The sequence below is a fragment of the Dankookia rubra genome (assembly GCF_004355005.1).
GTDB classification, from domain to species: domain Bacteria; phylum Pseudomonadota; class Alphaproteobacteria; order Acetobacterales; family Acetobacteraceae; genus Paracraurococcus; species Paracraurococcus ruber_A.
Genome location: NZ_SMSJ01000030.1, coordinates 24890 through 43637, shown reverse-complemented (window position 1 = coordinate 43637; position 18748 = coordinate 24890). Strand labels below are relative to the sequence as shown.

The 18748-nt window shown below is 70.2% G+C and carries 13 protein-coding genes; 6 read left to right on the top strand and 7 right to left on the bottom strand.

Features of this window, described 5'->3' with window-relative positions:
• Positions 1-5: 5 nt before the first annotated feature.
• From E2C06_RS19810 to selD, 4 genes are read right to left on the bottom strand one after another with little or no spacing between them, the layout of a single operon-like run.
• The gene (locus E2C06_RS19810; RefSeq protein ID WP_133290348.1) at positions 6-893 is read right to left on the bottom strand and encodes a 4Fe-4S dicluster domain-containing protein; all 888 of its coding nucleotides are present in this window, start codon (positions 891-893) and stop codon (positions 6-8) included.
• Complete coding sequence (gene fdh, locus E2C06_RS19805; protein WP_370451451.1) at positions 890-4072, bottom strand: formate dehydrogenase; 3183 nt, start codon at positions 4070-4072, stop codon at positions 890-892. Before fdh ends, E2C06_RS19810 begins: the two co-directional genes overlap by 4 nt.
• A gap of 23 nt (positions 4073-4095) precedes the next feature.
• A complete protein-coding gene (locus E2C06_RS19795) occupies positions 4096-4338 on the bottom strand; it encodes a hypothetical protein (RefSeq protein WP_133290346.1) in 243 nt (80 codons plus the stop codon).
• Positions 4339-4361: 23 nt separating this feature from the next.
• The gene (gene selD, locus E2C06_RS19790; protein ID WP_165982507.1) at positions 4362-6578 is read right to left on the bottom strand and encodes a selenide, water dikinase SelD; all 2217 of its coding nucleotides are present in this window, start codon (positions 6576-6578) and stop codon (positions 4362-4364) included.
• Between the two features lie 174 nt (positions 6579-6752).
• On the opposite strand from selD, the gene E2C06_RS19785 reads away from it, so the two are divergent.
• From E2C06_RS19785 to E2C06_RS19765, 5 genes are all read left to right on the top strand, one after another.
• Complete coding sequence (locus E2C06_RS19785; protein ID WP_133290344.1) at positions 6753-7235, top strand: DUF421 domain-containing protein; 483 nt, start codon at positions 6753-6755, stop codon at positions 7233-7235.
• Between the two features lie 141 nt (positions 7236-7376).
• On the top strand, positions 7377-7889 hold the full coding sequence (locus E2C06_RS19780; protein ID WP_133290343.1) for a GGDEF domain-containing protein: 513 nt from the start codon (positions 7377-7379) through the stop codon (positions 7887-7889).
• 199 nt (positions 7890-8088) lie between these two features.
• On the top strand, positions 8089-9540 hold the full coding sequence (locus E2C06_RS19775; RefSeq protein ID WP_133290342.1) for an FkbM family methyltransferase: 1452 nt from the start codon (positions 8089-8091) through the stop codon (positions 9538-9540).
• A 525-nt stretch (positions 9541-10065) separates the two neighbouring features.
• Positions 10066-10725: a DsbA family oxidoreductase gene (locus tag E2C06_RS19770; RefSeq protein ID WP_193560480.1), complete on the top strand. Its 660-nt coding sequence runs from the start codon at positions 10066-10068 to the stop codon at positions 10723-10725.
• Between the two features lie 365 nt (positions 10726-11090).
• Positions 11091-12125 carry a glycosyltransferase gene (locus E2C06_RS19765; protein WP_133290341.1) on the top strand — a complete coding sequence of 345 codons (1035 nt, stop codon included), beginning with the start codon at positions 11091-11093 and terminating at the stop codon, positions 12123-12125.
• A 106-nt stretch (positions 12126-12231) separates the two neighbouring features.
• Here the strand turns inward: E2C06_RS19765 and E2C06_RS19760 are convergent, their stop codons facing one another.
• The 3 genes from E2C06_RS19760 to E2C06_RS19750 form a co-directional block, all read right to left on the bottom strand.
• Complete coding sequence (locus tag E2C06_RS19760) at positions 12232-12618, bottom strand: acyltransferase family protein (protein ID WP_133290340.1); 387 nt, start codon at positions 12616-12618, stop codon at positions 12232-12234.
• Between the two features lie 64 nt (positions 12619-12682).
• Positions 12683-16195: a transcription-repair coupling factor gene (gene mfd, locus E2C06_RS19755; RefSeq protein WP_133290339.1), complete on the bottom strand. Its 3513-nt coding sequence runs from the start codon at positions 16193-16195 to the stop codon at positions 12683-12685.
• Positions 16192-16497, bottom strand: a complete 306-nt coding sequence (locus E2C06_RS19750) for a succinate dehydrogenase assembly factor 2 (RefSeq protein ID WP_193560479.1) — start codon at positions 16495-16497, stop codon at positions 16192-16194. The genes mfd and E2C06_RS19750 overlap by 4 nt, the downstream gene beginning before the upstream one ends.
• Positions 16498-16581: 84 nt before the next feature.
• On the opposite strand from E2C06_RS19750, the gene recG reads away from it, so the two are divergent.
• Positions 16582-18696 carry an ATP-dependent DNA helicase RecG gene (recG, locus tag E2C06_RS19745; RefSeq protein WP_241671372.1) on the top strand — a complete coding sequence of 705 codons (2115 nt, stop codon included), beginning with the start codon at positions 16582-16584 and terminating at the stop codon, positions 18694-18696.
• Positions 18697-18748 lie beyond the last annotated feature (52 nt).

Below are 18748 nucleotides of genomic sequence, written 5' to 3'. Positions count from 1 at the left end.
CGCGTTCATCGCCGCCGGCCCAGCAGCGCAAAGGCCGCGAGTGCCAGGCCCGCCACGGCGACCAGCCCGCTGCCTAAGGCCGGGGCGATGCGTTCCGCCGGCCGGCTCGGCGCCGCCGGCAGGTTGTAGACCTCCGGCCGGTCCACCAGCAGGAAGCTGGCGTTCAGGTGCCGGATGCCGCCGGTGGCACCTTCCGCCCCCGGCGTACCGTATAGCCGCGCGCCGGCCACGCCGCGGTCGCGCAGCTCCTGCACGCGCGTCTCGGCACGGGTCTGCAGCGCCTCGACCTCGCCGAACTGGATGCTGTCGGTGGGGCAGGACTTGGCGCAGGCCGGCTCCAGCCCGCCCTTCATGCGGTCGTAGCAGAGCGTGCACTTGTGCGCCTTGCCATCGTTGTCATCCATGGCGACGACGCCGAAGGGGCAGGCGGGCACGCAGTAGCCGCAGCCGTTGCAGATGTCCTGCTGCACCACGACGGTGTCGAATTCGGTGCGGAAGATCGCCCCGGTCGGACAGGCCTCGAGGCAGGGCGCCGGGCTGCAATGCTTGCAGACATCCGACATCATCAGCCAGCTGCTCTGGAGAGCCTGCTGGGTGTTGTCGCGCACCTCCTTCTCGATGAAGGCCACGTGGCGCCAAGTGGTGGAGGACAGCCGCCGCGTGTTGTCGTAGCTCATGCCCGACAGCCGGACATCGTCGGCCGGCAGCGCGTTCCATTCCTTGCAGGCCACCTCGCAGGCCTTGCAGCCGATGCAGAGCGTGGTGTCGGTGAAGAAGCCGTAGGACCGGCCGGGCTCGATCCTGACCCCCGCGGTCAGCTCGGACTCGTCCGGGATCATGCGGTTGAATTCGGAGGGCGTGTGTTCCTGTGCCCGGGCGTGGACCTCGGTCATTCCGCTGCCTCCGGCGGCCGTGGGATGCGGCCCTTGCGCAGGGCGCAGGTCAGCGCCTTGTTCTCATGCATGCTGGTATTGGGGTCGCCGACCACGGCGGTCAGCGCATTGGCGATGTCGCCGGTGGCATAGCCGACCCAGCCGAAATGCCAGGGCATGCCGATCTGGTGGATGCGCCGGCCGGCGATCTCGAAGGGCCGCAGCCGCTCGGTCACCAGGGCGCGCGTCTCCACCTCGCCGCGCGCCGTCGACAGCACCACCCAGTCGAGATTGGCGATGCCGAGCGCCGATGCGAGTTCGGGCGGGATCTCGGCGAAGCCCTCGGGCTGCAGTTCCGCCAGGTGCGGCACCAGCCGCGTCGGGATGCCGCCGGAATGGTGCTCGGTCAGGCGGTAGGTGGTCAGTACGTGCGGGAAGCGCGGGTCGCCCACTTCGTGCAGCGGGTTGTCCGGCCGGCCCCAGGTCTTGGCGCCGGGGTTGGTCTGTGTCGCCGGATGCACCGGGTTGCGGACGGGACTTTCCACCGGCTCGTAATGCGTCGGCAGCGGCCCGTCCTTGAGGCCGGAGGAGACGAAGAGCGCCGCCTTGCCGTCGGCCATCATGATGAAGGGATTGGCGCCGCTGATCGCGTCCATGCCCTCGTTCGGGTGGGACCAATCGGGCCGGTAGCCCGGCGGCTTGTGGGGCTCGAAGTCGAGCGCGTCGGGGCTGTTCCAGTCTTTCTTCTCCGCGTCCCACCAGACCAGCTTCTTGCGCTCGGACCAGGGCTTGCCCTCGGGATCGGCGGAGGCGCGGTTGTAGAGGGTGCGGCGGTTCGCCGGCCAGGCGAAGGCCCAGCCGAGATGCGTCCCCGGCCCCTGCGGCGGGTCCGGCACGCGGGACCGCGCCTGGTTGTGGTCCTGCTTCGGCCATGCGCCGCTGTAAAGCCAGCAGCCACAGGCGGTGCTGCCGTCGTCCTTCAGCTCGGTGAAGGCCGCCACCTGCTTGCGGTCCGGCCAGGTATAGCCGTTGATCTCGCGCAGCACGTCCTCGGCCGAGGGCTCGCGCCGCGCGCCCTTCTCGCGGTAGTCGAGCGTCACCGCCTGGATCGGCGCGTCCTGCGGGTCGGTGCTGCCGGCATAGAGCTGCTTCAGCCGGCGGCCCAGGTGATAGACGAACCACAGCTCCGACCGGCTGTCGCCCGGCCCGTCCACCGCCTTGTCGTGCCACTGCACCAGCCGGTGGGTATTGGTGACGGTGCCTTCCTTCTCCGGGCCAAGCTCGGCCGGCATCAGGAAGACCTCGGTGGCGACCTTGTCGGGAGAGAGCTCCCCGCGTTCGACCAGCCGGCCCTTGTGCCAGAAGCTGGCGGTCTCGGTTTCCACCATGTCGCGGACCACCAGCCATTCCAGCTTCGCCAGGCCGCGCTGCACCGTGTCCGAATTGCTGCCGCCGATGATCGGGTTCTGGCCCAGCATGAACATGCCGCGGATTGTGCCATCCGCCATCGCCATGGTCATCGGCAGCTGCGAATGGTCGCCCATGATCTTCGGCAGCAGCTGGAAGCCGAACTCGTTCTGCCCCGTTGCCGCGTCGCCGTACCAGGCCTTCAGCAGGCTGACGATGTATTTCGGGAAATTGTGCCACCAGCCCGTCGGCACCGTCTCGTGCTCCAGATAGTCCTTCAGGCTGGTCTCGGGCTTCTGCGCATTGGGATGCGGGATGTAGCCGGGCATCAGGTTGTACAGCGTCGGGATGTCCGTGCTGCCCTGGATGCTGGTATGGCCGCGCAGCGCCAGGATGCCGCCGCCGGGCCGCCCGACATTGCCGAGCAGGCCCTGGATCAGCGCCGCGGCGCGGATCATCTGCACGCCGGTGCTGTGATGCGTCCAGCCGACCGCGTAGCAGAAGGCGCCGGTGCGCTCGCGCCCGCTGTTGCGCGCCAGCGCCTCGCAGACCTTCAGGAAGGTCTCCTGCGGACAGCCGGTCGTCTTCGCCACCATCTCAGGCGTATAGGCGGCGTATTGCCGCTTGAGGATCTGGTAGACGCACATCGGGTGCCGCAAACTGCGGTCCTCCGGCGGCGGGTGCTCCGCCAGCTTGTGCGTCATCGAGGAGAAATTCTCGGCGGTGTTCAGGTAGTGCTCGGAGATGGCGGAGGCCATCGCCATGCCCTCGGGCTGCCAGGTGTCGAACTGGTAGCCGCGCTTCTCGTCGTTCCAGCCGGAGAACTTGCCGCCGCCGCTGCCGGCATCCTGGAAGCCGGGCTCGATGATCTCGGCGATGTTGGTATAGGCCAGCGCCCAGTCGCGGAACCAGAGGTCGTTCTCGAGCAGGTGGCGGATGATGCCGCCGAGGAAGGCGATGTCGGTGCCGGCGCGGATCGGCGCGTGGATATCGGCCAGCGCCGAGGTGCGGGTGAAGCGCGGGTCCACGTGGATGACGGTCGCGCCGCGTTCCTTCGCCTGCAGCACGAAGCGGAAGGCGATCGGGTGGTTCTCCGCCATGTTGGACCCCATCACGATGATGCAGTCCGAATTGGCGACGTCCCACTGCGCCATGGTGGCGGCGCCGCGGCCGAAGGAGGCACCCAGACTGGGCACCGAGGAGGAGTGTCAGACCCTCGCCTGGTTCTCGACCCAGACGAGGCCCAATCCGGCGGAGAAGACCTTCTTGATGAGGTAATTCTCCTCGTTGTCGAGGGTCGCGCCGCCGAGCGAGCCGATCGCCATGGTGTGGTTGACCGTGGTGCCGTTCGGCAGCTTATGGACGAAGGTCTCGTCGCGTGTCCGCTTCACCAGCTGGGCGATGCGCTCCATCGCCCAATCCAGCGGCTTCTCCTCCCACCGGTCGGAATAGGGGGCGCGCCACTTCACCCTGGATAGGCGCTGCGGGTTGTTCACCAGGCTGAAGGTGGCGGCGCCCTTCGGGCAGAGCGTGCCCTGGTTGATCGGGCTGCGCGGGTCCCCCTCGATATGGATCAGCCGGCCGTCCTTGACGTAGGAGAGCTGGGCGCAGCCGACCGCGCAATACGGGCAGATCGTGGTGCTGACCGTGTCGGCCTGCTCCAGCCGCGGACGCAGCCCCTCGCTCAGCGTGCTGCGTGCGGCGTCCGACCTGTGCGGCTGCCCGGCGAGCTGGCGCGGCAGCGACCAGTCGCGCAGGAAATCGTCGATCCGGCGGGCGAGCGGGCGGCGCATCGTGCGGCGGCTGGGCGGGCGGCTCATCGGCTGGTCTCCGGCACGCGGTCCAGGATGCGGATGGCATGGGCGACCTGGGCGACCTTGCCCGGCGCGGCGTCGCAACGCACCGCGATGCGGCTGGAATCGCGCTGCAGCGCGGGCAGGTCCTGCGGCTCGATCGCCGCGGCATGGCTCAGGACGAACAGGGTCGAGTGCCCGTCATCCTCGACGAGCTGGAAGCGGCTTTCCTGCACCAGGCTGACGCGCCCCGTCCTGGTCTGCATCGCGGCTCCCCTGAATCGCTGGCTTAACCGGCAACCCCGGCCGGAGTTTCCGGGATCGCCATGGCCACCGGCGCGAAGCGGATAAGGGGCGGCCCGGGCTCCACCGTGCCGATCAAAGCGGCATCGCAGCCTAGGCGGCGCAGCGCCGCCAGGCCGGCCGGCGCGGCGGCGGCCGGCAGCCCCGCGAGGAACCCGCCCGCGGTCTGCGGGTCGAGCAGCGCGGCCATGGCGGGCGGGGCCAGGCCGGCGCCGCCCAGCAGGCCAGCGACCGCTGCCGCGTTGCCCTCGTGCAGCGTGCTGCGGACGCCGCGCGCCAGGGCTTCCCGCGCGCCCTCCAGCAGCGGCACCGTCGCCGGGTCGAGGCTGGCCGCGCAGCCGCTGGCGCGCAGCATCTCCCCGAGGTGCCCGAGCAGGCCGAAGCCGGTGACATCCGTGCAGGCGGTGGCGCCATGCGCGGCCAGCGTGGCCACCACCGGGCCGCCCGGCTGCTGCATGGCGGCGACCGCGCCGTCCAGCCAGGCTGCCCTTGCCTGGCCGTGCATCGCCGCGGCCAGGATCACCCCGGTGCCGAGCGGCTTGGTCAGCACCAGCCGGTCCCCCGGCCGCAAGCCGCGCTTCAGCAGCAGCCGCGCCGGATCGGCCGCGCCGGTCACCGCGAAGCCGAGCGCCGGCTCCGCGCCTTCCGCGCTATGGCCGCCGACCAGCCCGGCGCCGGCCGCCCGCAGCACCTCCTGCGCCCCCAGCAGCATGGCGTGCAGGTCGTCCTCCTGCCAGGCGGCGGGACCGTGCGGCAGGGTGACCAGCGCGAGCGCCGCCAGCGGCCGGCCGCCCATCGCATGGATGTCGCCCAGCGCATGATTCGCCGCGATCCGGCCGAACAGGTGCAGGTCGCCGAGGAAGGCGCGGAACTGGTCGGCGCTCTGCAGCAGCACCTCGCCGGGCGGCGGGCGCAGCACGGCGGCGTCGTCCGGCGCCTGAAGCCCGACCAGCACCTCCGGCCCATCCGGCGCGCCGAGCCGGCGCAGCGCGGCCGAGAGCACCGGCGCCGGCAGCTTGCCACCGCAGCCGGCGCAGCGCATCGCCGGGGCCGGCATGGGCGCCTGCGCGGGCATGGCGGGAAGTGCCGCGAAACCGGCGATCCAGCGGCGGTCGATCCATTGCTTCAGCCACCAGGCCCAGGTGCCGGACAGCGCGAGGGGGCCGCGCAGCGCGATCGCCTGGCCATCCGCCGTGCCGATCAGCGCGAGCGCATGGCGCTGCGGGCGGTAGGGCCGCGGCGCCTCGCCGCGCAGCAGGCGGCGGATATTGGCCAGCAGCGGCCTGCCCTGCCGCACCGCCCAGACCCCCGCCTTCTCTCGCTTGTGGGGCAGCACGGCGGCGACATCGCCGGTGGCGAAGACCTCGGGGTGGGAAAGCGAGCGCAGGGCCGCATCCACGGCGACGAAGCCGTGCGGGTCGAGCGCCAGGCCGGTCTCCCGCAGCCAGGCCGGCGCCGCCGCACCGGTGGCCCAAAGCGCCAGATCGCAATCCAGTTCCCGCCCATCGGCCAGCACGACGCGGCCCGGCCCCGCCTGGGTGACCGCGCCGCCCTCGGCGAGGCCGATGCCGCGGGCCCGCAGTGCCCGCCGCACCACCGCGCGCGGCAGGCCACCGCCACGCGGCAGCAGCGTCCCGCCGGGTACCAGCGTCACCTCCGCCTGGCGCCCGGTGGTCGCGAGCCGGTGCCGCAGCGAGAAGGCCAGCTCCACCCCCGCCGCACCGCCGCCGATCACCGCGAGCCGCAGCCTCCCGTCCGGCAGCCGGGCCAGCGCGGCGTCGAGCCGCGCAGGGAAATCGCCGATCGGCCGCACCGGCAGCACGCGGTCGCCGCCCGGCGGCAAGGGCCGCGCGACCGAGCCGATGTCGAGCGAGAGCAGGTCGTAGCGCAACGGCGGGTGGCGGGCGCAGAGCAGGCGGCGCGCCCCGGCCTGCAGCCCGGTGGCCCGGTCATGCACCAAGCGAGCGCCGGCGGCCGTCGCCAGACGCAGCAGGTCGACGCGGCATTCCTCCGCCGCGTAGAGCCCGGCGACGAGGCCCGGCAGCATGCCGGAATAGACCGGCTCGACCTCGTCGGCGACGAGGGTGACGCGCAGGCGCGGCTCCGGCCGCATGGCCAGGCCGCGCAGCAGGCCAAGATGCGCATGCCCGCCGCCGACCAGTAGCAGCGCCCGCCCCTCGGCCGACGCGATAGGGTCCGGCACCCCATGCGTATCTCTCGGCATTGATCCTCGTCGCGCGGCGGGGCCGGTCCGGCGCGTTCAGCCTACCTACGCTGCCCATGGCCGGCGGTTCACGTCGCGCGGAGCCGACGCGCCCCTGCCGTGCCGTGCGTTGCAGGCGCGGCAGGGGCGTGGCCCGCAGGCAACGGAGGGTTGATGGAAAACCTGGTCGGAGGATATGACGAGGTCGGCTGGGTGGTGCTGAAGGCGCTGCTGCTCTACCTCACCGCCGTGCTCGGCCTGCGGGTCGGCGAGCGACGGACCCTAGCGCAGCTCTCGCCCTTCGACTTCGTGGCCGCGGTCGCGGTCGGCGCGATCGTCGGGCGCGTGCCGAATGCGCATGACGGCTCCTACCTCAACGGCCTCGCCACCCTGACGACGGTGTTGGGCGCGCATGCCGGGCTGACCCGGCTGCGGCTGCACACGGGCGCGGCCCGCCTGTTCGAGCCCCGGCCGCGCCTGTTGGTGGCCGACGGCCAGGTGCTGGAGGACGAGCTGCGGCACTGCGGCCTGACGCGGGACGACCTCGATGGCCTGCTGCGCCAGCACGGCATCGAGGAACTGCACCTGGTCCGTCACCTGATCCTCGAGCCGCGCGGGCAGGTCTCCATCATCCGGGCAGCTGCCGCCACGTCGTGACCGCCACGGCCGGACACCGGCCCACCCCGACCCTGGGGATCGGACGTCCCGCGGTGCGCGCCCCACACCAGCGCGAGATGCTTAATCATCCGGCAATCCCGGCGCGCTTCATGCGCTAAGGGAACAGTCTGGATCACAGGGATGATGATCGATCGGAACCGGCGCGATCAACGCGACCCGCTGACCGGCACCGCGACGCAGCCGGCGATGCAGCGCTTTCTCGAGGCCGCGCTCGACCTGTCCGAGCCGCAGGGGCCGCGCGTCGCGCTGCTTGCCATCGGTGTCGACGGGCTGGGCGGCCTGGCAAGCCGGCATGGGCCGGAGGTTGCGGATGCGGCGCTGCTCGGCATCGCCGACCGGCTTCGCAATGGGCTGCGGGCACATGACTTGGTCGGGCGGCTGCCGGAAGGCTTCTGCATATGCATCCCCGAAGCCCTGACCGCGCAGGCCCGCGGCACCGCCGAACGGCTGCAGCGGTTGCTGGAAGCGACTCCGCTGGAGACACCACAGGGGCCGGTCCCCTTGCGCTGCAGCCTGGGCTTGGCGCTGGGCCATGGACCCGGCAGCTCGGCGGAGGAGCTGATGCTGCGCGCGCGCGCCGCCCTGGCCACGGCGCAGGAAGCTGGCGGCAGTCGGATCATCACCGCCCCATAATCAGGGCGGCGGCGGCCGGGGCCGGCCGACGGGGCCCTACCGCCTCGGGTTCCGGCCTCCGGGTCCAGGGGCCGCCAGGCGCGAATTCGCCTCGCGCCAAGCGTTCTGCTAACGCCCGGGGCCTTGAGCCTGCTGCGAACCGGCCCTCCGCGCCGGGTCGCATGCCTTGGCTGCCTCGGCGCATGGGATAAGCGAGGGCATGGACCAGATCTCCCCAGACCCCGCGGCACTGTTGGGCAATGCCGATGCCTATGAGGACATCATCCTCCGCCTCGGCCGCAGCCTGCTGCAACCGGGCGACCTCGCCATCGACGGCGGCGCCGGGCGGGGCCGCAACTCCCTTGCCATGGCCGCAGCGGTCGGCGCCGAGGGACGCGTCCTGGCCTGCGAGCCGATCGGCTGGCTGGCCGAACGGCTGGAGCGCGACGCCGGGCTGCGGCAGCTGCCGCAACTGGCTGTCCACGCCGCGGCGCTGGCCGATACGGCGGGCGAGCGCGAATTCCATTGGGTCCGCAATGCCGATGCCTATAGTGGCCTGCAGCCGCGCGCCTACCCTGTCGTGCCGGATACCGCACTGATCCAGGTTGCCTGCACCACGATCGACAGCCTGCTGGCCAACGAGACCCGACGCTGGCGCTTTGCCAAGCTGGACCTGCAGGGTGGCGAGCTGCCAGCGATGCAGGGCGCGGCCGCCGCCATCGCCGCGCATCGCCCGGTGATCGTGTTCCAGAATGCCCGTGCGGCGAGCGCGGCGGCCTATGGCTACGATGCAACGGCCTTTTTCCGCTTCTTCGCCGGGCTCGGCTACCGCGTGCTCGACCTGTTTGGCCGCCCCTTTGGCCGGGCTGACTGGGATGGCCAGGATGTTCCCTGGTATTTCATGGCGGTCGCCGCGGGGTCGTCGGCCGAGCTCCTGCTCCGGAATGCCCTTGATCCCATCCTGGCGGAAGTCGCCCGTCGGGTCACCGATCCGGGTATCGACGACCTGGAACCATGGCTGGTCCAGCAACCGCCCGATGAATACCTGGAAACCCACCGGCGCCGCTACCTGGAGACCTGGAAGCGGGCTGCCCCTGCCTTGATGCCGGCGAGGGAGGTGGTTGAACTTGGCGGTGCCTCGGTCATCGGTCGCTTCCTAGAGCAGCGCCGCGGGGTGGAGTTGCGGCTGATCCAGAGCGACCTTCGCTACCCCTATGCGGCGCTCGACGGATCGACCGATGCGATCCTGTCGCTCGAGGTTCTCGAGCACCTGAACGAGGCGCACCAGCCGACCTCGGCGATCGAGGAGATCGCGTTGTTCCAGCAGTCCGGGGCGGCCTGCATGTTCCGCGAGAGCTTCAGGATGCTGCGCCCGGGTGGCTGCCTCTTGGTGACCACCCCGAACGTCACCTCGCTTGACAGCATCGGGAACCTGCTGCGGAAGCGGCACGCCTTCAACTACCCTCCGCATGTGCGGGAGTACGCCCCGGCCGACGTGGTGGCACTTGCGGAGGCGGCAGGCTTCGTCGCTGAGGTGGTGGAGACCTTCCGCGCATGGAACTCGATGCCCGACATCGACTGCGCGGCCCTGGCTGATGCCCTGCGCGCACTGGATTTCGACATGACGGACCGCGAGAACGACGCCTATTTCCTGTTCCGCAGGCCTCGATGACCGCTGCCGACTGGTCGCCAGCCTGTTCGAGGCGCCGCCCGACCTGCTGATCCTCAAGTGGCTCGGCGAGGAGACCGGCGCCGACTGGCTGACCGGATGCCGCCCGACCTCGGCCCGCGCCGAAGCCGTGCTCGCTGGGAGCGCGGCGCCGATCGAGGATCCCAATCGGCCAGCAGGCGGCTGCATTGCCGGGGGCCGCCGGAACACATCGACCGGATCACCGCAGGCCGACTGCACGCCGCGCTTTGGGCCGGAACGGCGGCCATGCTCGACCTCGTCGAGACTGGCGAGTTCAACGCGCTGCGCCCCGCCTTTGGCCTTCACGACGTCGCGCTGCGGCGGCGGCGATGCCGTGGACACCGTTGCAGCAGGCGGAGCGGATGCCCGCGGCCCGTCTACCGCTGGCCGACCCGGCGCGGCATGATCTTCGCCCCGGCAAGCCTTGGGGCTGCCGTCGGATTGACGCCGCCGGGGCGCGGAAATGCCGGGTACCCTCTGCCCCGCCAAGCCCGCTAGAATGCCGCGGTGAACATTCTCGCCCCGCCCCGTGCCCGCCTGCCGATCGAGGTCGTTTTCGACCTGGTCTGCCCCTGGTGCTTCCTCGGTATCCGCCGGCTGCGGCGGATGCTGCGCAGCCGGCCGGACGTGGCGGCGGAGCTGATCTGGCGGCCCTTCCTGCTGAACCCGGACCTGGCCCCGCAAGGAGTACCAAGACAGGAGTATCTCGTCCGGAAATTCGGCGGCGAGGAACGCGCCCGCCGACTGCACGGCACTATCGCCGAGTTGGGCCGGGCGGAGGGACTGGAATTCCGCTTCGACCGCATCCGCCGGGTGCCGCATTCGCTGGACGCGCACCGGCTGGTCCGCTGGGCCGGCCGGTTCGGTGCTGCCGACGCGGCGGTGGATGCGGTGTTCGAAGCCTATTTCATGGAGGGCGCCGATATCGGCGATGCCGCGGTGCTGGCAGCGATCGCCGGGCGGCTGGGCCTGGAGGCTCCGATGGCGCGCCGATTCCTGGCAACGGTGGCGGAGGTCGAGGCGGTGCATGCCGACAATCTCCGGGCGCATCGCCTGGGGATCAACGGGGTCCCCTGCTTCGTGGTGGCGGGGCGGCATGCGATCGCCGGGGCGCAGGAGCCGGAGGTGCTGGAGCGGCTGCTGGATGTGGCGTTGGTGGAGGGGTAAGCGGCGGCAGGGCTATCCGCCATGCCAAGCTGCCCGACGTGAGCTCCGCGCGAGTCACTTCCTGGAAATCACGTAATGTCGGTATCTCGGGTACGGTGCCTATCGCGTCCGAACATAACTTTATGATAAATTTCGTTCTTGATTCGGCGTGTGGGTGCATTGTAACCCCGGCGCCGAAAATACGGACGGGACAATATCAATGACATGATCCGTTGTTTTTAAGGTCAGTAATTTCGTCTTGATCTTAGGATCAATTATGACGTGCTCATCTACTTGTCCTGTAAATGATGATTTATCGTTTTTTCTTTTGAAAGCACTTGGTGTTCTGACCGCCGAAAAATCACTGTCTCATATCGAGTGAACACATGAGAATTCGGTTCATCATCTCACATCCGACGTCCTACCTCTTCAGTGAAGTGCGGGAGGCTGTCATTGCAGAAAGATTGATGCAGCTTGGCCACGACGCAGCGGTTTATCGCTATCATAAGCGTTCCGAGCTCAAGCACGAGCTGTTCCGGAACCATGTGCCCGTCTCCTACTTCCCGTCTGACAACCCTGGATCGTCGCCGCACCGGATGGTGTCGAGCTTGCTCCTTGAGCGGCTCGAAGCTGAAAAGCCAGACCTCCTCGTCTTCAAGGGTCTTGGATACGACATAGTACCGCATGTGCTGAACCGGATGTCACTCGGCTCGCCGCGGATTGGGTTCATCCTTGGCGGTACCGCCGTGGACCCCGTGCTGGAGCGGGCCGACTTTGTCCTGGCGGAAAGCCAGGGCCAGATTGAAGCCATTCACGAGGCACTTGGCCGCTTCCTGCCATGTCGGACCTTGGCAAAGTACCTGGACTGGGATCTGGCTGACCAAATCTACTCAGCGCGACACGCCGGCGTTGCGCCGGACTACGACATAGTCAACGTCGGCAGTTTTGAGCCACGCAAGAACCAGATTGCGTTGCGGGCGTTCTTCGGGCGTTACCGCATAGCATTGGTTGGCGGTGGCGAAGGTTTAGAAGCCGTGGCGCAGGCAGCGGCCGGCAAAGCCGACGTGCATCTGCTCGGCGGCCTGCCGAACGCAGAGGCGCTTGCCGTCGTCGGACGAGCGCGGCTTATGGTCCATGCCTCGCTTTGGGAAGGTGTGCCGCGCGCCATCTTCGAATCACTGGCCTGCGGCACGCCAGTGGTGGCGCATAATTTTGCGATCCAGGAGCGCTACGAAGGCACTAGTGCCGTCCGCCTTGTCGGCGTCGACGAGTTGGTACCGACCGCGGAGGCCTTGCTTGCCAATCCGTCACTCCTTGCAGAAATGGCGCAAGAAGGCCGTGCCTATGCGAAAGAGCGCAACGGCGCCCAGCATCTGATCGACGCGGCAGACCATATGCTTAAGATGGCTGGCTTGACGTGAGCTACTCGTACGGGTCGCCAAAGGCATGACGCAACAGGCTCGCTGCCTACTGCAATGTCGCGCCCATCCCCACCAGCACCCGCGGCACCCGCCACGGCTGCACCAGCTAACGATACGCCACCAGTGACACCGCCGTCGCCGCCAGCCAGATCGCCAGCACCGAAGCCAGCAGCAGGATTCCTGCCAACAGCGGCAGCAGCACCCGCGCCAGCCGGTCCCGCACGTAGCGCCCGGCCGGCCGCCGCCGGAGCGAGGCCACGGCCGACCAGCCTGCCAGGGTGAAGAAGATCGCCAGGGTCGAGATCCGCATGGCTTCGTAGGCCACCGTCGCCCCCCCCCAGGGCGCCGCGCTCTCTACATGGTAGCGCGGCTCGGCGGCGAAGATCAGCAGGGCATGCGCCAGGATAACCAAGCCGCAGCAGACCAGGCTGCGGAGAAGGTCGAGGTCGGTACGGCGGGCAGCAGGGGCGGACATGCCGGCGGGATGTGGCATGCGCCCACGCCGCCGCTAGTGTTACACGAATACAACCCGTTCTAAATCGCTCATAAGTACAGATTCAGGCAGCCTTCGCCTGCCCCGCCACCTTCACGAGCGCCACCAGCAGATCTTTCGCCACTCGTACTCGCTGCGGCAGCTCCATCTCCCGCAGCAGGGCCAGCTTGTGGTCGGGTCGCAGCTTTACCAGCCCCTTCTGCGCCGCCACCCAGGTTACCAGCCCGCCCGGGTTGCGGAAGTGGTTCTTGAAGAAGCTCAGCACCACGCCCTTCGGCCCGGCATCCACTTTCTCAACACCGGCGCCGCGGCAGAGCGCCTTGATGGCGACCACCTGCAGCAGGTTCTCGACCTCGGCCGGCAGGCTGCCGAAGCGGTCCGCGAGCTCGGCCGCCATGGCCTCGATCTCGGCCTCGGTCTGCAGGGCGCCGATGCGGCGATAGAGGCCGAGCCGGACCGGCAGGTCGCGCACGTAGTCTTCGGGGATCAGCACGGGCAGGCCGAGGTTGATGTTCGGCGTCCAGGCGCCGGCATAGTCGGCCTCGGACTTCTTGCGGCCGTGCTGGCCGGACTTGATCTCGTTGACCGCGTCCTCGAGCATCTGCTGATAGAGTTCGATGCCGACCTCGCGGATATGGCCGCTCTGCTCGTCGCCCAGAAGGTTGCCGGCGCCGCGGATGTCGAGGTCGTGGGAGGCCAGGGTGAAGCCGGCGCCGAGGTTGTCGAGCGTCTGCATGACCTCCAGCCGCTTCTGCGCCGCGGCCGAAAGCCGGTGGGAAGACGGCCAGGTCAGGTAGGCATAGCCGCGCTGCTTGCCGCGGCCGACCCGGCCGCGCAGCTGATACAGCTGCGCCAGGCCGAACATGTCGGCGCGGTGGATGATCAGCGTGTTCACCGCCGGCATGTCGAGCCCGGACTCGACGATGTTGGTGGACAGCAGGATGTCGTGCTTGCCGTCGCCGAACTCGGTCATGACCTTCTCAAGGTGGGTCGGCGCGAGCTGGCCATGCGCCTCGACGATGCGGGCGTCGGGGACGATTTCGCGCAGCCGGGCCGAGACCTTCTCCATATCCTCGAGCCGCGGGACGACGCAGAAGACCTGGCCGCCGCGGAACCGCTCGCGCTGGATCGCCTCCCGCAGCACCACGCCGTCCCAGGGCATGATGAAGGTCCGCACCGCGAGCCGGTCAACCGGCGGCGTGGCGATGATGCTCATCTCCCGGACGCCGGTCAGCGCGAGCTGCAGGGTGCGCGGGATCGGCGTCGCGGTCAGGGTCAGGACATGAACGTCGGTCTTCAGCGCCTTCAGCCGTTCCTTGTGGGCGACGCCGAAATGCTGCTCCTCGTCGACGATGACCAGGCCGAGGTCGGCAAACTCGACGCCCTTGGCCAGCAGCGCATGGGTGCCGACGACGATGTTGATGGAGCCATCCTTCAGCCCCTCCCGCACCTTGGCCGCATCCTTTGCCGTCACCATCCGCGACAGCTGGGCGATGGTCACCGGCATCCCGGCGAAGCGGGCGGCGAAGGTGCGGGTGTGCTGGCGGGCGAGCAGCGTGGTCGGCACCACCACCGCCACCTGCGCGCCCGACATCGCCACGACGAAGGCGGCGCGCAGCGCGACCTCGGTCTTGCCGAAGCCGACATCGCCGCAGACCAGCCGGTCCATCGGCCGCCCGGCCGCCAGATCCTCCAGCACGTCGGCGATGGCGCGCTGCTGGTCCTCGGTCTCGGCGAAGGGGAAGCGGCTGCAGAACTCGTCCCAGACGCCCTCGGGCGGGGTCGCCAGCGTGCCTTCCCGAGTCGCCCGCTCGGCGGCGATGCGGATGAGCTGCGCCGCCATGTCCTGGATGCGCTGCTTGGCGCGCGCCTTGCGCGACTGCCAGGACGACCCTCCGAGCTTGTCGAGCGCGACGCCCTGGCCCTCCGAGCCGAAGCGCGAGAGGACCTCTATATTCTCGACCGGCAGGAACAGCTTGTCGCCGCCGTCGTAGATCAGCCTGAGGCAGTCATGCGCCGCGCCGCTGACCTGCAGCGTCTCGAGCCCGTCGTAGCGGCCGATGCCGTGGTCCTGGTGCACCACCAGGTCGCCCTGCTCGATGCCCGTGGCATCGGCGATGAACTGGTCGGCCCGCTTGCGGCGGCGCGGCGGGCGGGCGATGCGCTCGCCCAGAAGATCCTGCTCGCCGACGACCGAAAGCCCGAATTTCGTCCCGGTGGCGCTGGCCGGGGCCAGGAAGCCGCGTTCCAGCCCCAGCACGGCCAAGGCGACGACGCCCTTGGACAGGCCGGCAATGCCGGAGAAGTCGTCGACCGCCTGCGCCGCGACGCCGTTCTCCCGCAGCAGGTTGGCCAGCCGCTCGCGCGAGCCCCGCGTCCATGCCGCCACCACCGGGCGCCTGCCCTGCCCGACCATCGCCTGGGCATGCTCGGCATAGGCGGTGAAGACGTTCTGCCCGGCGGCGCGGGCCTCGGTGAAGAGCCGCCCCGGTCGCCCGCCGGCCTCGATCCCCTCGGCGCCGTCCGGCTGGCCGAAGGGGGAGAAGCGGAACAGCGGCCCGCCGGTCAGCATGCGGTCCCAGCCGGCCCGCGTCAGGTACAGCCCGCCGGGCGGCGCCGGGCGGTAGGGCACCTCGCCTTCCGAGGTGCGGACCGGCACACGGCGGGCCTGATAGTGGTCCTCGACCATCTCGAGGCGCGCCACCAGCACGTCCTCCGCCTGATGGTCGAGGCTGACCGAGGCGCCCTGGGCACCCGTGTTAAGGTAGTCGAGCAGGGTCTCCATCCGCTCGTGGAACAGACCGGCCCAGTGCTCCATGCCCGGATGCTTGCGGCCGGCGCTGACCGAGACATAGAGCGGGTCCTCGGCCGCGGCATTGCCGAAAAGCTCGCGATAGGCGGTCCGGAAGCGGCTGATCGAGGCCTCGTCAAGGAAGACCTCCCCCACCGGCCGCAGCCAGAGCTCGGCCAGCGCCGCGCCGCTCCGCTGGGTGCCGGTATCGAAGCGCCGGAGGCTCTCGATCTCGTCGCCGAACAGGTCGAGCCGCACCGGGTCCGATTCGCCCGAGGGATAGAGGTCGATGATGCCGCCGCGGACCGCGTATTCGCCAGGCTCCATGACGGTCCCGGTGCGGCCATAGCCATTGGCCTCGAGGAAGGCGGTCAGCGCCTCCGGCCGCACCCGGCCGCCCTTCCGGAGCAGCATGGTGGCGCCGAGGAAGACCTCGCGCGGCGGCACCTTCTGCACCAGGGCGTTCACGGTGGTGACGACGATGCGCGGCCGCGGCCCCGGCTCCAGCAGCCGGGTCAGGGTGGAGACGCGCTCGGCGACGATCTCCGGGTTGGGCGAGACCCGGTCATAGGGCAGGCAATCCCACGCCGGAAAGCGCAGCACCTCGACATCAGGGGCGAAGAAGCCGATCGCCTCGACCATCCGGGCGGTGCGGGCATCGTCGCGGCAGACATGCAGGACCGGCGCTTCGGTTTCGGCTCGGCGGCGGGCCAGCAGCAGGGCATCGAAGCCCTCCGGCGCGCCATGGACGACCAGACCCTGGGTCCGCTCCTGCACCTCGCTCATCGCGGGCGCAATTCCGCGGGCAGGCCGGCGCCGCTGCCGGCGCATTCGACCGCCATGCGGTCCAGCATCGGGGTCCGGCATTCCGGCGGGATCGGCCGCCGCCCGCTCAGCCAGTCTGCCAGGTCAACATCAGGGTATTCCAGCACCGCCTCCAGCTCATCCAGTTCGGCCGGGGTAAAGCCGGCGATGTTGGTTGCCACGAAGCGGCCTATCATCAGGTCGGCCTCCTTGGTTCCGCGATGATGCGCGCGGAAGACCAGGCGGCGGCGGCGGGGATCGAGGATGTCTGTTTCGGGGGGCATGTCGTCACTGAGCACGGGGGCTGGCATATAGGGGTACATGGGAATCCTGTCAGCCCGACACAGCATATACCGCGGAAGTTGCGCGTGACCGAGGATAACCAGGCTGATCCGCGCCTGGCGCCCCCGCTCGGCCCGCTGTCCGAGCCTCTGGCCTCCCTGCCCGGGGTGGGGCCGGCGATTGGTAAGCGGCTGAGGGAAGCGGTTGGCGGCGAGCGGGTGCTCGACCTGCTGTTCCACCTGCCCGAGCGCTATGCCCAGCGGATCCGGGTCGACAGCCCGGCCGAGGCGCCGCTCGACTCCGAGGTGATCCTGCCGGCGCTCGTCACCGCCTTCCGCGCCGCCCGCTCCAGGCTTGGCCGCCCCTATGTGGAGGTCCGCGCCGAGTCGGGCGGCAAGCGGCTGCTGATCCGCTACATCAACGGCAACCTCGGCTGGCTGCAGAAGCTGCTGCCGCCAGGAACGGAACGGCTCTTTGCCGGCAAGGTGAAGCTCGAGGCGGGCATTTATTCGATGATCAACCCGCTCTCGGCCACCGGGCCGGAGGGGCTGCCGGAACTGGAGCCGGTCTGGCCGCTGGTGAAGGACCTGCGCCTGTCGCATGTGGCGAAGGCGATGGCGGCGGCTCTGGACCGGCTGCCCGACCTGCCGGAATGGCAGGATGCGCCGCTACTACGGCGGGAGGGCTGGCCCGGCTTCGCCGCGGCGTTGCGGGCGGTGCAGCAACCCGCGGTGGCGCCGCTGCCGCCCATCCGAACCCGCCTGGCCTATGACGAGGCGCTGGCCGGGCAGCTCGCCCTGGCCCTGGTCCGTCGCCGGGTGCGGCAGCGGGCCGGGCGGGCCCTGGCGGGGAACGGGCAGCTTCGCGACCGGGCCCTGGCCGCCTTCGGCCATCCCCTCACCCCATCCCAGGCGCATGCCCTGGCCGAGATCGATGCCGACCTGGCGGCGCCCCAAAGGATGCTGCGCCTGCTGCAGGGCGATGTCGGCGCCGGCAAGACGCTGGTCGCGGTGCTGGCCCTGCTGCGGGCGGTCGAGGCCGGGGCCCAGGGCGCGCTGATGGCGCCGACCGAGCTGCTGGCGCGGCAGCACATCCGCACCCTGTCCCGGCTCTGCACCCCGGCCGGGGTGCGGGTGGAGCTGCTCGCCGGCAGCGTGAAGGGAAGCCAGCGCAAACGGGTGCTGGCGGGCCTTGCCAGCGGCGCGGTGGATATCGTCGTCGGCACCCATGCCCTGTTCCAGGAGGGGGTGGCCTTCCGCGACCTCGGGCTGGCGGTGGTCGACGAGCAGCACCGCTTCGGCGTCGCGCAACGGTTGATGCTGGCCGAGAAGGGCGCCAGGGAAGATCAACCGGCGGACATGCTGGTGATGACGGCGACCCCGATCCCCCGCACCCTGCTGCTGACCCAGTGGGGGGAGATGTCGGTTTCCCGCCTGACCGGCAAGCCGGCCGGGCGGCAGCCGATCACCACCACCCTGCACGGGCTGCGGCAGCTGGACCAGGTGGTGGCCGGGCTGGGCCGGGCGCTCGACCGCGGCGCCCGGGTCTACTGGGTCTGTCCGCTGGTCGAGGAGAGCGACGCCATCGACGTCGCCGCCGCCGAGACCCGCTTCGCCGAACTGGCCGCGCGCTTCCCCGGCCAGGTCGGCCTGGCGCATGGCCGCCTGGAGGCCGAGGAGCGCGAGAAGGCGATCCGCGCCTTCGCCGCTGGCCAGACCCGCATCCTGGTGGCGACCACGGTGATCGAGGTCGGCGTCGACGTGCCTGAGGCGACGGTGATGGTGATCGAGCACGCAGACCGCTTCGGCCTGGCCCAGCTGCACCAGTTGCGCGGCCGGGTCGGCCGGGGCGGCGATGCCAGCTATTGCATGCTGCTGTACGACGAGGCGCTGGGCCTCTCGGCGCGGGAACGTCTGCTGATCCTGCGCGACACCGAGGACGGCTTCCTGATTGCCGATACCGATTTCCGCCTGCGCGGCGCCGGCGAGGCGCTGGGGACCCGGCAATCCGGCCTGCCGGTCTTCCGCCTCGGCCTGCCGGAAGCCGAGGCGCAGGAGGGGCTGATCCTGATGGCCAACCGCGACGCCGCCCTGCTGCTGGAGAAGGATCCGCTGCTGACCGGGCCGCGCGGCCAGGCGGCGCGGGTCCTGCTGGCCCTGTTCGGCCGGGATGCCGCGATGGGGACGCTCGGGGCCGGCTAGCCTGCGACCGTCCCGGGCGGCGACACGCAGGACGTGAATCGCTGGCCCAAGA